Here is a 15172-nt window from a genome sequence, read left to right as displayed (position 1 = left end):
GCGGTAATCGCCTTAGTGATCGCCGCGCAGATGCGCCAGCAACAGGCGGGCGCCCACGGTCAGCGTGTCGGCATCGCGCACGCCCAGCAGCAGCCAGCGGCGCGCCCATTCGTCGGTCAGGGGGATGAGTTTGATCGGCATCGACCGCGCATGCGGCTCGGCCGCGATGCGCGGCAGAATGCCCACGCCACGGGTCGCCGCCACCATGCGGCAAATCGCGTCAAAGCTGCGCACCTGGATGCGCAAGCGCATGGCCCGGCCCAGGCGACCGCTCTCGTCGGACAAACGGGTCGCCAGCGACGTGGCCGGCGGCAAGCCCACATAGTCATAGGCCAGGGTGTCCGCGAACGCCACATGCGCCTCGGCGGCCAGGGGGTGGCGCTGCGGCACGATCACCACCAGTTCATCCAAGCGGTAGGGGAAGGTCGACAAGCCGTCAGCGAGAGTCCGATCGGCGAATACGCCAATATCGGCGCGGTTTTCAAGCACGGCGGTGACAATGTCACTGCTGTTCTGCTCTTCCAGGTCGATGCGCACGGCCGGGTGGCCATCCATGAAGGCGGCCAGGTCTTCGGGTAGAAACTGCGTCAGCGACGAGGTATTGGCGGCGATGCGTACCTGCCCGCGCACGCCTTGCGCGAAATCCGACAGCGCACCCGTCATCTGCTCCACTTCCTGCAATACGCGCAGTGCGTGGACCAGGCAGGCCTGGCCGGCGTCGGTCAGTTCCACCCCGGCGGCGTTGCGGTACAGCAGCGCGGTGCCCAAGGCGGTCTCTAAGTCAGAAATCCGCTTGCTGGCAGCCCCCACGGCCAGATGCGACTGGCGCGCGCCAGCCGAGATGCTGCCCTGGCGCGCAACGGCAACAAACAGGGCGAGGGTGACGAGGTCGATACGGGCAAGGTTCATGGAAAAATCCGGCGCGGGGTATGCCAAGGCGGGCGGCGGGCCGAGTGTTATCGCCGAGGCGCCAGGGCAATAATTATGTCCGAATTCCTTTGGTCGTCGCTGGACGAACTTCCTGATGAACCTGCCTATGTCCAAACTGAGCGCACGGGCGGCGACGCCAAGGTACCTTGTCCTAAACCTGTATTTGCGGTTCGCCGGCATGCGCCATCCGAAGCGGGGGCTACTCGCTGATATGGTTGAACTGCACCGAATCAGGTGCGATACCCCCCTGGTGCAGACGCGCGTCCACGTCCTCTTGCCCACCATCGGGAACGCCTGCTTCAGGCAATTCCAGCCAGTTCGCCAGCTCGCGCTTTGCCTGGCTCATTTCCGAAATGCCGCCATTGACCAAGGCGACACCGACGCCGCCGTCAAGTTTGCGATAGCTGATCTGCGTTTTCATTTTTCTCTCCTGGTGCGTGGGTTATTCCGGCTTGGGCGCCGGCAGGCCTAGTTCTCGGTAGTCGCGAAGTTCCGGGCTGCCTTCGGGTTGCGGGTTCTTTTCCAGGTCGGCGATAAGCTGTTCCATTTCGCCTATTTCCTTGACCTGTGCCCGGATGATTCCATCCGCCAGTTTGCGAACGCGCGGGTCGCGAATGTGCGCGCGTTCACTGGTCAGAATCGCAATGGAGTGGTGGGGGATCATGGCCCGCATGTACGAAATATCGTCCACAGTGGCTTGGCTGCGCACCAGCCACAATGCGGTGGCGAAGGCCGCCACGCTGCCGATGACGATGCCCAGGTTGATGCGCCGGTTGCGATACATTGACAGCATGAACCCCAGCATGACCACCGCCATGACGGCGCCCATGATCACGGCCATCCACAGCCGTGTTTGGCTGAAATAGATATGCGACAGGGCGTAGACGTTCAAGTACATCAAGCCGTACATGATGACGGTTGCGACGGCGATCATCAGCGCGAAGCGTGCGTAGCCTCTCTTCTGACTTTTGTTTGACGGTTTTTCCATCGGCGATCTCCCGTGGTACGCGCATAGTGCTGCGCCGGCCCCTGCGCAATATGGGCAAAGGCGATCTGGCTACCGTGCAGCAAGTTTTGTTCCGTGGGGGCGAATCGCCAGATAATCACCTACCGGGCACGCCAGATCCTTCCTCGTTACAAGCCTTCAGAATGACCGATATTGAAAGTCGCCACATCGACGAAATCGCTGCCTTGCTGGCGGTGGCCGCCGAGCGTTCGTTCGCCTCGGCGGGCCGGTCGCTGGGCCGCCATCCAACCATCATCTCCAAACGAATCGCGTCGCTGGAAGTTCGTCTTGGCGTCAGGTTGGTGGAACGAACGACCCGGCAGGTGCAACTGACCGAGGCCGGGAAAAGGCTGGCCGACAAGCTCAAGGTTGCCATGGACCTGCTGGACGAGGCGCAGTTGGAAGCGGCCGAGCAGGCTCGTGAATTGCACGGCACGCTAAGAATCGCGTTGCCGGCGACGATGGGACGCCAATGGCTGGCGCCGCGCCTGCCAACCTTCATGAACCTGCACCCGAAGCTGGTGCTGGACGCGCAATACAGCGACGCCGTCATCGATTTAATCGAGGGCGGATTCGATGCGGCAATCCGGATCGGGCATCTGCCCGACAGCCAGCTCGTTGCCCGAAAGCTGGCAAGCCATGAGCGCATTCTTGCCGCCTCGCCTGAATTCATCCAGCGCCATGGGATGCCTCGGCAACCGGCGGATCTTCAGAAGCAAAACTGCCTTGGTAACCCCAGCTTGAACTCGTTTCCGATGTGGCGGCTTTCCGATGGCCGGCGAGTGGAAACCATCCGTGCAAACGGTACGCTGCGCACCAACGACCCCGTCGCGCTGCTTGAAGCCGCCCGAGCGGGTATTGGGGTGATCGGCGCCGGAGAGTGGTTGGTCGCCCGCGACCTGGCGGCGGGCACCTTGGTGCGGGTGCTTCCGGCATGGACGTTCGACCGGGAAGGGGGCATTTATCTGGTCCGCCCCACGCGGCGCTATGCACCGGCAAGGACGGAGGCGTTTGCCGATTGGATTGCAGAAGTGTTTCGCCACGTTCCCTGGTCCGGCAATGCGCAAACCTAGCGTCGCAATGCGTCATTGCTGCATCTGGTGCAGCAATGACCTGCAGCCAGGAGCTATGGCGGCGAACAGGCCATTCGCGTGAAAATTCCTTTATTCACCACACCACGATAAAGGAAACATTCATGCCTCACCTCTCAACCGCGCTGCGCACCGGGTCCCTGCTGTTTCTGTCGGGCCAGTTGGCATTCGACGACAAGGGCGAGATTCACGGAGACGTCAGCGAGCAAACGGCGTTGATATTGGCGCGCCATGCCGACGTGCTTGCGCAGCATGGGCTGGGGCTGGAAAACGTGGTCAAGGCAAGCGCCTGGGTCACGGAGCAAGCGGACTTCGCTTCCTTCGATCAGGCCTTTGCGAAGGCATTCGGACAACACCGGCCGACCCGTTCGACGGTTGTCTCCCAGCTCGCGATCAACGGCGCAAAGGTCGAAATCGACTTGATCGCTTCCTTCGAACCCATCCACGCACAAGCCTGAAGCGGCATGCGTCTGGCGGGGCTCGTGGTTGCATGACACAAAGGACAGACATGGACGTTGAGCACATTGCGGCATTCTCGGCCGAGTCGTCCGGCGGCAATCCCGCTGGGGTTGTTATTTGCGAAGCGCTGCCCCCGGCGGATGACATGCAGCGCGTCGCCCAACAGGTCGGCTATTCGGAAACCGTCTTTGCGGCGCCGCTGAAAGACGGGTGGCGGGTGCGCTACTTCTCGCCGCTGGTCGAGGTGGACTTTTGTGGGCACGCCACCATCGCGCTGGGCGCGGCGTTGGCGAAACGACAGGGTTCGGGCACCTTCGCACTTCAACTCAACCAGGCGGAAATCACCGTTGACGGACAGCACTCGCAGACGGGGTGGAGCGCATCGTTTCGGTCGCCTCCCACGCGAAGCGGCGGCGCACCGCAACCCTTGCTTGATGAGGCTCTGGCGCTCTTCAAGTTGCATCAAGCCGACCTTGACCTACGGATACCGCCCGCGCTGGCCCATGCCGGTGCCAACCATCTTGTTCTGGCTTTGCGGTCGCGCGACGCGCTACGCCGAATGAACTACGACATCGGGCAAGGCCAAGCCTTGGCCAGCCGTGAAAACCTGACCACGTTTTGCCTGGTCTACGCCGAACAAGATCAACACTTTCATGTGCGCAATCCGTTCCCGCTGGGCGGCGTGTTTGAAGACCCCGCCACTGGCGCCGCCGCCGCCGCGCTGGGCGGCTATTTGCGTGATATCGGCTGGCCTCATGGTGCAAGCATCCGTATCGATCAAGGCGACGACATGGGCGTGCCCTGCCGTATTCGTGCCGACATCGGCGCGGCAAGCGGCGAAGGCATCCGCGTATCTGGCAATGCCCGGCTGATGACACAGCCTTGAATGGCATTGCGGCCATCAACTTAACGTAGCGCCCGTGTGGCGTACAAAAAGGAATGCAGATGAAAGCAGTGGGTTTTTGGACGAAAGGCTTGCCTAGCAGCGATGAGCGCTCGCTTGAAGATTTGCAATTGGCCGACCCTGCGCATCCGCAAGGCCGCGATCTGCTGGTGCGGGTGCATGCCGTAAGCGTCAATCCGCGCGACGTCAAAAGTCGCATGAGCATGGCCCCGTCAAACGGCGCCCCCGTGGTGCTGGGCTACGATGCCTCTGGCGTCGTGGAAGCCGTGGGCTCAGAGGCTAGCCTCTTCAAACCGGGCGACGAGGTCTATTACGCGGGTGTCCTGAATCGCCAAGGCGCCAATGCTGAACTGCAATGGGTGGATGAGCGCATCGTCGGCAGAAAGCCCGCCACGCTTGACCACGCCACCGCCGCCGCGCTGCCCCTGACCTCGCTGACCGCCTGGGAAATGTTGTTCGACCGCCTGTCCTTGCCGCCCGACGGCGGGGCCGGCGAAAGCCTGCTCGTGATCGGCGGCGCCGGCGGCGTGCCGACGATGGCCATTCAGATCGCGCGCCAGCTTACGCAGGTCACGGTGATTGCCACGGCGTCCCGGCCCGAGAGCGAAGCCTGGGTGCGTTCGATGGGCGCCCACCATGTCATCAATCACTTTCACCCTTTGCCCGCGCAGCTTGAGGCTATCGAAGCCCTTGCGCCGGTCACACGAATTTTCTCTACCCACACTACGCCGAAGAATTGGGCTGAGATGGCGCAGGTCATCGCGCCACAGGGCCGTATCGGGCTGATCGACGACCCCGAGCCCTTGGACCTGCGCCTGATGAAGTTCAAGAGCGTGTCGATGCACTGGGAGGCGATGTTCACACGCCCCATGCACGCCACGGCCGACATGCAGCGGCAGCACGACATCCTGAACACCGTGGCGGACTTGATCGACAACAAAACCTTGGTTGCGCCGCGTGTCGCCTCCTACGGAACCATCAACGCCGCAAACCTGCGCAGGGCGCACGCGGCGCTTGAAGACGGCCACACGGTCGGGAAGATCACGCTCGCGGGCTTTTGACAGGACGTCGCCATGGACACTGATATCGCCAAAGCCGCTTCCGCGATGCTTGTGCAGCACTGGCAAGCGGGCACGGTATTGGATTGCCTGCCGACGCCGCTGCGGCCGGCATCCCAGGAAGAGGGCTACCTGATTCAGGCGCAAATTGAAGCCATCAGCGCAAAGCCCTTGTTCGGTTGGAAAATTGCGGGCACCAGCGTGGCGGGACAACGCCACATTGGTATTGACGGCCCGATAGCGGGGCGCTTGCTCAGCGAGATGGTCTACGGCGATGGGGACGCCGTGCCCATCGGCGCCGATCGCATGCGCGTCGCGGAAGCCGAGTTCGCGTTTCGCATGGGGCGCAGTCTTGCTCCGCGAGCCCGTCCGTACGATGTCCTGGAAGTGATGGACGCGGTATCGGCGCTGCATCTGGCCATCGAAATCCCGGATTCCCGCTACCAGGACTTTGTCACCATCGGCGGGCCGCAGCTGATTGCCGACAATGCCTGCGCGCACCGCTTCGTGCTTGGCCCTGAGGCACCTGCGATGTGGCGTGAAATTGACCTGCCCAGCCATCGCGTGTTGGGGCGCGTGGGCAAGACTTTCAAGCGGGAAGGTATCGGCGAAAACGTGCTGGGCGACCCCCGCATTGCGCTGACCTGGCTGGCGAACGAACTGTCTCGGCTTGGCGTAACGCTCGGCGCGGATCAGGTGGTGACAACGGGGACGTGCCTTGCCCCCATGGACATCAGCGCGGGCGATGTCGTGGCGGTGGATTACGGATCGCTCGGCAGTCTGTCATGCCGGATCCAGGGCCCCGGCTGACCCGCGCGAGCGATCCGGCTCAGTTGTCCAACGTAACCCCGGTCTCTTGCACAATGGTTTTCCACTTCAAGCTTTCCTGCCGCAGTTCGTGTTCGAACGCAGCGGGATCGCCGGTGCGTGCCACGAAGCCGTTTTGCAGGAATGCCTTCTGGATCGCCGGGTCGGCCAGCACCGTGTTCAAAGCTCGCGACCAACGGTCCACGACCTCGGGCGGAACGCCTCGCGGCGCCGCCAAGCCCCACCAGTTGCTCAACACCACGTCGGGCGCACCGGCTTCGCGCAGGGTCGGCACATCGGGCATGGATGCAAAGCGTTCGGGCGCGGCCACGGCCAGCGCGCGGATTCGGTTCTGCGGGGCATAGGCCGCGCCCACGCTATAGCCGCCCAGGTACATTTGCACCTCGTTAGCCAACAGCGCCTGTACACCCGGCGCCGATCCCCGGTACGGAATGTGTGTCATGCGCGCCTGCATGGCTTGCGACAACATGAAGGCCGACAGGTGTGGTGACGTGCCCGAGCCGGGTGACCCATAGTTCAACTTGCCGGCATTGGCCTGTGCATACTGTTTGAATTGCGCAAAGGTGGTGGCGGGCACGGCGGCGCTGATATAGATGAACGAGGGCACGTCGGCCAGCTTCGCGATGGGTTGCAGGTCAGCGAGCGGGTCGAAGCCTAGCTTGCGATACAGGAATTGGTTGATCACGAAGTTGTTTGCCGCGCCCAGCACCAGCGTGTAGCCATCGGGCTTGGCCCGCACCACTTCCTGCACGCCGATGTTGCCGCCCGCGCCGCTGCGGTAATCGACGATCAGGTGCTGTCCCAGTTCTTTTTCCAGCCGGGGTTGCAGTTGGCGCAGCGCGATGTCGCCCGCCGCGCCGGGCGCATAGGGCAGAATGATGCGCACGGGGCGGTCGGGGTATTGCGCGGTGGCAGGGGAGGCAAGGCCGACACTCAAGCCCAGCGCCAGGGCCGTGGCCAGTGTGATGGATAGCGCAGTGGACAACGCAGTGCCCACTCCAGGTAGCGTGCGGTTCATCATTGTTCCCTTGAGTTCGCCCGTGCGCAGCATGCTGTCGGCCTTATGCCGCGCCGGGACGTTGTGAGGTAAGACAAGCCGCGTTCTGCGCGCGGTCAGAATAGCCCCCTTCCAGCGGAACGCCCCCTACTACAGATCGATGCGCATCAGGTCGTGTGCCAGGCGTAGCGGACCCGAGTAGTGCTTGCGTATGTCGGCGGCGATGTCGTCCATCAGGTGCGGCCCCATCAGTTCCACCGGCAGATGCTTGGCGGCCGCGCGTTTCAACACGGGGCTGCAGGAATCAAAGTGACCGAAGTGGGTGGCGACCAGGCTTTTTACGCCGGCCTCGCTTGCAATCTTGCCCAGGTCGGTGGGGCTGGTGTGGGCGTAGGTGCCCACGCCCGTCTTGGCGCGATGGGCGATGAAGGATTCGGGGAATGTGCATTCGTGGATCAACAGGTCGGCATCCCGCGCCAGCTTGACCATGGCGGGGCAGGGCGCCGTGTCGCCGCTGAACGATACAACTTTGCCTTCGGCCTCGATGCGCACGCCAAAGCACTCGCAGATGTCACGCGGGATGTGTTCGACCCAATCCACGCTGATGCGCACGTCGTCGTCCTCGAACACCACGCCCGGCGCTACCTCGCGCACGATGGGGCGCACCGCTTCAATATTTGCCTGGCGCACGGGATACGAGCTGCGTGCCTGGAAATCCGCATGAAAGGCGCCGTTCTCAAATAAGTGATCGACGAATTTCTGGGTGCCGCGCGGACCCAGCAGCAGGGGGCTGCCCGTTTTGTTCAACATCCAGCTGGAGATCACGAAGTACGGGTAGTCGCAGATGTGGTCGTGGTGCAAATGGGTCAGGAACACGAACCCGACATCGGCCGGATTCACATTGGCGCGCACCATTTGGCGGGTGGCGCCTTCGCCACAGTCGAACAAGTAATGCTTGCCGTTGTTCAGCGTCAGCAAGATGGCCGATTGGCCGCGGTCCGGATCGGGCAACGCCGCCCCCGTCCCCAACATCGTGATCTTCATGGGATTGCCCTCTGCGCCAGGCGCTGGTGATGGAATAGTCAGTGTAGGCAGCGGGTAATTCGGGAATAATCAAAATTCATGATCTAGTGAAAACCAATTGGAATCACTGAAATGGCTACCGAACCCCGCATTCCGACCATCCGCCAAATCCGTTCGCGCTTGCGCGTTCGCCATCTGGATCTGTTGCTGGCCCTGGACGTCACACGCAGTGTTCATAAGGCCGCCACGCAGTTGGGCATGACCCAGCCGGCAGCCAGCAAGCTGCTGGTAGAACTTGAGACGACGTTTGGCGTGCCCTTGTTCATCCGATCTCGCCGTGGCATCTCGCCCACGGTCTATGGCCAGGCGCTGGTTCACAAGGCAGCCGTCCTGCTGGCCGACCTGGACGGCGCGCGCAGCGAACTTGATGCGATGACGCGCGGCGCCTCGGGGCGCGTGCGGGTCGGTGTATTGCAGGCGGTGCTGCCGGTGCTTATTCCACGCGCGCTGACGCAACTGCGCGAGCAGTCCGCGGGCGTAACGGTCATGCTGCAGGAAGGGTCATACGACGCCTTGCTCAACAGCTTGGCGCGGGGCGAGCTGGATTGCGTGATTGGACGGCTGATGGTGGGCAAGGGCCAGGCCACGTTCCAAACCGAAGTTTTGTACGACGAACCCATCCATATCGTGGCGCGGGTCGGGCATCCGCTGGTGCGCTCGTCGCGTGTGAACGCGGCGACCTTGGCGCGCCAGTCCTGGATTCTGCCGCCACCGCAGGCGCCACTACGTGAACGCATCGACGCCTACTTCGCCGAGCAGAATCTGTCGTTGATGGATCCGGTGGTGGAATCCGTCAGCCTGCTTGCCAACGAGGTACTGCTGCGACATTCCGACGTGCTGGCGGCCATGCCGCGCGGGGTCGCGCTGCATTACGCCCGGCTGGGCGTGCTGGCGATCTTGAAGTTCCAGCCCGGATGGACGCTGCCGCCGGTGGGGGTAGTGACGCGCAGTGACGCCGAAATCTCGCCCTCGCTGCACGTATTCCTGCAGGCGGTCCGGGCTGAGGCGGCGGCGCTGGATCAAAGCGACGGCAGGGGAAAATGAGTGAGCTCCCAGACGCTTGCCGGGTGGCCGGGATCGCGCATGGCGGCCCGTGCTTACTTCGCGGTGTTTTTATCGGCTTTGCGCAGCGCGTGGCCCATGTCCAGGTGGCGCTTCAACATAGGCAGCGTGTCGGCGGCGAAGCGCTTCAGGTCATCGTCCGTGGCCCGCTTGGCCACTTCCTCAAACAGTTCAATGGCGTCCTCGTGCGCCGCTACGGCGATCTCGTCGACATAGGCCTCGTCAAAGCCGTCGCCGCGTAGTTCCAGCGCTTTCAACCGGGCGCTTTGCACCAGCGATGGCTGCGTGGGCGTTTCGTATCCCTTTTGTTTGGCCAGGTGCTGTAGTTGCCGTCCCAGTGCGGTGTGGTCGTCGATCACCTTCTGGGCGAATTGCTTGACTTGCGTGTCGCGGGACTTTTCCAGGGCAAGCTTGCCTGCGGCGATTTCCAGGTAGCCGGATTCCGCGGCTTTGGTCAGAAAGCCGCGGTCTTCGCTATTCAATTTGGTGATCGCGGCGGAAGAGTCCGCAGCGCCAGGAGCGGAGGTGGGCTGGGCAAATGCGTTGCCTGGCGCGCCCAGCGCAAAGGCAATGCAAAGGGTGGCGTTCAATAGGGGCTGGTTCATGCTGATCTCCTGGGTGGCACCCGCAGGCAGACGGCGGCCGGTCATTCCGGGCAAGCCTTGCAGGCGTCGCCAGTTTGCGGAGCAAGCCGCATGCCCACCGCACCGGGCGTGCGCAAACCTTTTTGTTTGGCAAGCCGCTAGGGCGCGGACGGCAGCAACTGCATCCCCGTGCGGCGGACGAATTCCTCGTAGCTGATCGGGGCGCTTTCTTTCGCGCTGGCATTGTTGGCCTGCCAATGCACCCAAGAGCGCCGCGTGGTGGCGTCGTACACCACCTTGTAGACGTGGCTGGGCACCGCAACGCCAAAGCCGATGGATGCCGGCTTGCTGGCGTAGTAGGGGCCGGTGTAGACGTACACATCGCCTGACGCGCGCATGACGTACTTGCGCGTGTCCTGCTCGATGCGGCTCCAGGGGCCAGCGTTCTGCGTCTGATTTTGCGGCACCATGTTGGCAAGCGAAAAGCTCTGCGCCATGGCGTCTCGCGAATACATATCGCCCGCGGGCGCCATGTGGCCGCGCGAATAGCCGGAACCCTTGTAGTCGTCCAGGGTGGCGCGTTCGGCACTGGGCAGGCGCGCTTCGGCGTAGAACTTGTCGGTGCGCTCCAGGCCCTGCGCCTGCGTGAGGAGCTTGCGGTTCAGACGCTCGGCGACAAATACCGGTGTTTTGGTCTGGCCGTTGTGCAGGACGGCAAAAGCGGAAAAGCACAGCTCGCGCAGCGCGGGGGCCGAGGGCACGACGGGCAGCTTGCCCGATGGGAAAAACTGCGGGCAATCGGCGAAGCGGGTGTGGGTCAACGCCCCTGAAGGGATGGCCGCTGGGGCAAACTCTTCCTGGGGCGGCCACCCCAGGCGCGCCAGGATGGCGTCCGGCGAGAACTGCACGGGCCATTGCGGCTTCAAGACGTAGGTGGTGGCGCCGAAGCTGGCCAGTGACGAAACCAGAAGCGCCCTGAAGAACCGATAGGCGCGGCCGGCCGATTTTGTATTGCCCCGAGCTACCGGGCGTTTTCTTTTTGAAGCTGTTTTCTTCGCGCGCGTCATGCTACCTGTGTGTTGCGGGCTGGGCCATCGTAGGGCCAGCGTCGCCGAATTGTAGATGACTGACTGCGGGCGACCGCAAGCCCAGCCGTCTCAACTACAGTTCGTCACAACACCAGTTTCAAGCCGATCGCAAACATCACTACGCCCACGCAGCCATCCAGCAGCCGCCAGGCGTTGGGGTTTGCAAACAGCGGGCGGAGCAGGCGGGCGCCATAGCCCAGCGTGAAGAAAAACGTGAACGACGCGCACATGGCCCCTAGCGCGAAGGCGGTTTTGGCGCCGTCGTACTGGCTGGAGATCGACCCCAGCAGCACCACGGTGTCCAGGTACACATGCGGGTTGAGCCAGGTGAACGCCAGGCAGGCGGCCAGCGTGGCGGCAAGCCCTGTGGTCTGCCGGGTGGAGGGCGCCAGGCTGTCGTGCTGCGCGCGCAGGGCTGTGCGCACGCTGCGTGCGGCGTAGACGAAGAGGAACAACGCGCCGCCGTATCGCATGGCGGGTTCCAGCCAGGGCAGGGTGTCGGCCGCCAGCCCGAAGCCCGCCACGCCCACCCCGATCAGGATCGCGTCGGAGACGGCGCAGGTCAGGCATACCGCGAACACGTATTCCTGGCGCAAGCCCTGTCGCAGGACGAAGGCGTTTTGCGCGCCGATGGCGACGATCAGGCTAAGACCGAGCAGGAACCCGGGAATGAATGCGGTCGTCATGGCAACTCTCGTGGCAACCCTTATGGAAAGGGCGACAGACTAGCCGCTGGCAGAGGATTAGAAAAACTAAATAAGCTAAATCAACGTTAGTTCGTCTAAACAACGTGGTGGCCAGGTGTCACGCCGACGCCCGGCCCGCCGCGACCAGATGCTCCAGCAACAGGCTGGCCGCCGCCGACAGCGCGTGCACGTCGCGCATGCAGATGGCGAAGCGGCGGTGGCTCCAGGGGTCATGCAGGGGCAGTACGCGCAGGCCATGGGCCAGGGCATAGGGCGTGGCCACCTCGATGGGCGCCACGCTGATTGCCAAGCCCGCCAGCACCACGCGGAAGGCAGAGTCGAAATTGCTGACGGTGACGCGGTGGCGTAGAGACTTGCCGCTTTGGTTGGCCGCGGTTTGCAACATGCGCAGGACCGCGCCCGCCGCGGGCATGTTCACATGCTCGTAGTCCAAGGCCTCGTCGAACCAGACCGCGTCGCGCTCGGCCAGCGGATGATCGGGCGCGGTGACGACAGCCAGGCGGTCGCCCCGATATGGCCGGGTGTCCAGCCCGTGAAAGTCGGCCGCGTCCCAGCAGATACCCAGGCTGGCGATGCCGCCCTTGACCTCACGCACGACGTCCTGGCTGACGCGCTCTTCCATGTCCACGCGGATGTTGCGGTGCGGGGCGGCTTGCAGAAATGCCGCGATGTCTTCGGCCAGGGATTCCGCCAAAACGGACGCGGTGGCCAGGATGCGCACCTGCCCCTTCACGCCGCTGGCGTAGGCCGACATGTCGCGTTCGATGCGTTGCGAACTGGCCAATATCGCGCGTGCGTGTTCCAACAGGGTTTCGCCGGCCTCGGTGGGTTCGACGCCCCGGCGCTTGCGCGTCAACAGCTTGGCGCCCACGGTGTCTTCCAACTGCGCCAGCCGTTTGCTGATGGCCGAGCCGACGATGTTGGCGCGTTGGCCGGCGCGGGCGATGTTGCCGGTTTCACAAACGGAGATGAACAGGCGCAGGGTGGTGATGTCCAGGTCACGCATGGCGGTGCCGCCTTTTCAAGAAGTTCCAAAATGGAATATTAGTCGTTCCAGAATACCGCTTGTGCGTGAATCGAGAATATCTAAACTGGCTTGATTGCTTGATGAAGCCTTACTGGATAACGCCGCTGCCATGCCGATCGCCCCGTCCTCCTGTTTTCCGAACCGCGCCACGGTGCGCGAAGTGGGGCTGCGCGACGGCTTGCAGAGTTTGCCTGTCGTCATGCCCACGCAAACCAAGCTTGAATGGATCGACGCCGCCTACGCCGCCGGCCAGCGCGAGATTGAAGTGGGGTCGTTCGTGCCCGCCCGCCTGCTGCCGCAGTTGGCGGATACCGAGACCTTGGTGGCCCACGCCAAACGCCTGGACGGATTAACGGTGTCGGTCTTGGTGCCCAACTTGAAAGGCGCCGAACGCGCGCTGGCCAGCGGCGCGGACCTGATGCTGGTGCCCTTGTCGGCCAGCCATGCCCATAGCCTGGCCAACCTGCGCAAGACCCCGGATGAGGTGGTGGCGATGGTGGGCCAGATGCGCGCCGCGCGCGATGCGGCCGGGTCGTCGATGCTGATCGAAGGCGGGGTGGGCACGGCATTCGGCTGCACCTTGCAGGGCCATGTCCCGCCGCAGGAAGTATTGCGGCTGATGCAGGCCTTGCTGGATGCGGGCGCCGACCGTGTCAGCCTGGCCGATACGGTCGGCTATGCCGACCCCGTGGCGGTGCGGCGGCTTTTTGACGAGGCGCGCCGCCTGGCGGGCGATCGCCTGTGCTGTGCGCACTTTCATGACACGCGGGGCTTGGGGCTGGCCAATGTGCTGGCCGCATTGGAAACGGGCGTGTCGCGTTTTGACGCTTGCCTGGCGGGCATCGGCGGCTGCCCGCATGCTCCCGGCGCCAGCGGCAATGTCAGCACGGAAGACCTGGTGTTCATGCTGGAGAGCATGGGCATCACCACCGGCGTGGACATCAGCCGACTGCTGGCGCTGCGCCAGAAGGTTGGCGTCTGGCTGCCGGACCAGCCCTTGCACGGCGCGCTGTGGCAGGCCGGCCTGCCCAAGACGTTCCATTCCCTATCCGGCGCGGCTGCCTGATTGCGTCCGCCAACTTCTTTCGAGCTTCCTCATGCCACAACCGATTCAAGATACTGCTACGCCCCCGTCTCCCCGTGCATTGCCGCTGGCCGGCTTGCGCGTGGTCGAGTTCACGCACATGGTGATGGGCCCGACCTGCGGCATGGTGCTGGCGGACCTGGGTGCCGAAGTCATCAAGGTGGAACCGGTGCGGGGGGATCGCACCCGGCATCTGCTGGGCGTGGGCGCGGGCTTCTTCCCGATGTTCAACCGCAACAAGAAGAGCATTGCGCTGGATATCCAAAGCCCCGAAGGCGCCGCCGCCGCGCGCAAGCTGGCGGCCAGCGCCGACGTGGTGGCCGAGAACTTTCGCCCCGGCACGATGGCGAAGTACGGGCTGGACTACGCCTCGCTGTCGCAAGACAACCCCCGGCTGATCTACGTCAGCCACAAGGGCTTTCTGCCCGGCCCTACGAGATGCGCACCGCCCTGGATGAAGTCGTGCAAATGATGGGCGGGCTGGCCTACATGACCGGCCGGCCGGGCGACCCGGTGCGAGCGGGCACCAGCGTCAACGACATCATGGGCGGCATGTTCGGCGCCATCGGCGCCATGGCCGCGCTGATCCAGCGGGGTATTACGGGCAGGGGGCAGGAAGTGCAGTCGGCCCTGTTCGAGAACAACGTCTTCCTGGTGGGGCAGCACATGCTGCAGTACGCCATCACCGGCCAGCCGTCCGCGCCGATGCCCGATCGTGTTTCCGCCTGGGCGCTGTACGACGTGTTCACCGTGAAGGACGGCGAGCAGATCTTCCTGGCGGCCGTCAGCGATGCGCAATGGGCGACCTTCTGCGACGCCTTCGGATTCGATGACTTGAAGCGCGATCCGGCCATGGCCACGAACAATGACCGGGTGCGTCTGCGCCCCACCTTGTTGGCCGATCTGCGTGCGCGTTTGGCCGGCTATAGCGCGGCGGAACTCTCCAGCGTATTCGAGCGCATCGGCTTGCCGTTCGCGCCTATCGTGAAGCCCGAAGCGCTTTACGACGACCCGCATCTGCGCGCCACGGGTGGGCTGGCCGACATCCGGCTGCCCGACGGCGAACGCGCCGGCCAGACCGCGGGCGCGGCGTTGTTCCCATTGATGATGGACGGACACCGGTTGGGGGTGCGGCTGCACCCGCCGACCTTGGGCGTGGACACGGACGCCGTGCTGGCGGACCTGGGTTATGACGCAACGCAGATTGCGGCGCTGCGGGAGCAGGGCACGGTAGCGTGATGGGAAACAAAAAACCAACAGGAGA

At 63.8% G+C, this 15172-nt stretch carries 16 protein-coding genes and 1 pseudogene; 8 read left to right on the top strand and 9 right to left on the bottom strand.

The features are described 5' to 3' along the window. Positions 1-12: 12 nt before the first annotated feature. The 3 genes from ELS24_RS22590 to ELS24_RS22580 form a co-directional block, all read right to left on the bottom strand. Complete coding sequence (locus tag ELS24_RS22590; protein WP_127185443.1) at positions 13-909, bottom strand: LysR substrate-binding domain-containing protein; 897 nt, start codon at positions 907-909, stop codon at positions 13-15. A 220-nt stretch (positions 910-1129) separates the two neighbouring features. Beyond that, positions 1130-1351 (bottom strand): hypothetical protein, encoded by a 222-nt coding sequence (locus tag ELS24_RS22585; protein ID WP_127185442.1) that lies wholly within the window; start codon positions 1349-1351, stop codon positions 1130-1132. A 21-nt stretch (positions 1352-1372) separates the two neighbouring features. Further along, the gene (locus tag ELS24_RS22580) at positions 1373-1864 is read right to left on the bottom strand and encodes a DUF305 domain-containing protein (RefSeq protein WP_127185441.1); all 492 of its coding nucleotides are present in this window, start codon (positions 1862-1864) and stop codon (positions 1373-1375) included. Positions 1865-1875: 11 nt separating this feature from the next. Between ELS24_RS22580 and ELS24_RS22575 the strand changes: the two genes are divergently transcribed. The 5 genes from ELS24_RS22575 to ELS24_RS22555 all read left to right on the top strand — a co-directional run bounded on the left by ELS24_RS22575 (position 1876) and on the right by ELS24_RS22555 (position 6258). Continuing rightward, positions 1876-3009: a LysR family transcriptional regulator gene (locus ELS24_RS22575; RefSeq protein WP_240669366.1), complete on the top strand. Its 1134-nt coding sequence runs from the start codon at positions 1876-1878 to the stop codon at positions 3007-3009. Positions 3010-3131: 122 nt separating this feature from the next. After that, on the top strand, positions 3132-3485 hold the full coding sequence (locus ELS24_RS22570) for a RidA family protein (RefSeq protein ID WP_050448409.1): 354 nt from the start codon (positions 3132-3134) through the stop codon (positions 3483-3485). A gap of 50 nt (positions 3486-3535) precedes the next feature. Continuing rightward, the gene (locus tag ELS24_RS22565) at positions 3536-4372 is read left to right on the top strand and encodes a PhzF family phenazine biosynthesis protein (protein WP_127185440.1); all 837 of its coding nucleotides are present in this window, start codon (positions 3536-3538) and stop codon (positions 4370-4372) included. 59 nt (positions 4373-4431) lie between these two features. Further along, positions 4432-5451, top strand: a complete 1020-nt coding sequence (locus tag ELS24_RS22560; protein WP_127185439.1) for a zinc-binding alcohol dehydrogenase family protein — start codon at positions 4432-4434, stop codon at positions 5449-5451. Between the two features lie 12 nt (positions 5452-5463). Further along, positions 5464-6258, top strand: a complete 795-nt coding sequence (locus ELS24_RS22555) for a 2-keto-4-pentenoate hydratase (RefSeq protein WP_127185438.1) — start codon at positions 5464-5466, stop codon at positions 6256-6258. Positions 6259-6277: 19 nt separating this feature from the next. Here the strand turns inward: ELS24_RS22555 and ELS24_RS22550 are convergent, their stop codons facing one another. After that, on the bottom strand, positions 6278-7327 hold the full coding sequence (locus ELS24_RS22550; protein WP_230694585.1) for a Bug family tripartite tricarboxylate transporter substrate binding protein: 1050 nt from the start codon (positions 7325-7327) through the stop codon (positions 6278-6280). A gap of 96 nt (positions 7328-7423) precedes the next feature. Beyond that, positions 7424-8317 (bottom strand): MBL fold metallo-hydrolase, encoded by an 894-nt coding sequence (locus ELS24_RS22545; protein ID WP_127185437.1) that lies wholly within the window; start codon positions 8315-8317, stop codon positions 7424-7426. Between the two features lie 111 nt (positions 8318-8428). Here ELS24_RS22545 and ELS24_RS22540 point away from each other — a divergent pair, with 111 nt between their 5' ends. Further along, on the top strand, positions 8429-9400 hold the full coding sequence (locus ELS24_RS22540; protein ID WP_127185436.1) for a LysR substrate-binding domain-containing protein: 972 nt from the start codon (positions 8429-8431) through the stop codon (positions 9398-9400). Between the two features lie 53 nt (positions 9401-9453). Here the strand turns inward: ELS24_RS22540 and ELS24_RS22535 are convergent, their stop codons facing one another. The 4 genes from ELS24_RS22535 to ELS24_RS22520 form a co-directional block, all read right to left on the bottom strand. After that, on the bottom strand, positions 9454-10023 hold the full coding sequence (locus ELS24_RS22535; protein WP_127185435.1) for a DUF4142 domain-containing protein: 570 nt from the start codon (positions 10021-10023) through the stop codon (positions 9454-9456). 137 nt (positions 10024-10160) lie between these two features. After that, positions 10161-11069: a DNA/RNA non-specific endonuclease gene (locus ELS24_RS22530; RefSeq protein ID WP_083447469.1), complete on the bottom strand. Its 909-nt coding sequence runs from the start codon at positions 11067-11069 to the stop codon at positions 10161-10163. Between the two features lie 104 nt (positions 11070-11173). Next, a complete protein-coding gene (locus ELS24_RS22525) occupies positions 11174-11776 on the bottom strand; it encodes a LysE/ArgO family amino acid transporter (RefSeq protein ID WP_127185434.1) in 603 nt (200 codons plus the stop codon). A gap of 118 nt (positions 11777-11894) precedes the next feature. After that, positions 11895-12803: a LysR family transcriptional regulator gene (locus ELS24_RS22520; RefSeq protein ID WP_127185433.1), complete on the bottom strand. Its 909-nt coding sequence runs from the start codon at positions 12801-12803 to the stop codon at positions 11895-11897. Positions 12804-12933: 130 nt separating this feature from the next. Here ELS24_RS22520 and ELS24_RS22515 point away from each other — a divergent pair, with 130 nt between their 5' ends. Both ELS24_RS22515 and ELS24_RS22510 read left to right on the top strand, forming a co-directional pair. After that, positions 12934-13890 carry a hydroxymethylglutaryl-CoA lyase gene (locus ELS24_RS22515; RefSeq protein WP_127185432.1) on the top strand — a complete coding sequence of 319 codons (957 nt, stop codon included), beginning with the start codon at positions 12934-12936 and terminating at the stop codon, positions 13888-13890. Between the two features lie 31 nt (positions 13891-13921). Next, a pseudogene (locus ELS24_RS22510) lies at positions 13922-15147 on the top strand (CaiB/BaiF CoA transferase family protein). Positions 15148-15172 lie beyond the last annotated feature (25 nt).

Origin of the sequence: Achromobacter spanius (genome assembly GCF_003994415.1) — a bacterium.
Lineage (GTDB): Bacteria > Pseudomonadota > Gammaproteobacteria > Burkholderiales > Burkholderiaceae_B > Achromobacter > Achromobacter spanius_C.
Note: the sequence above shows the minus strand (reverse complement) of the source record. Positions and strands in the feature narration are given on the sequence as shown.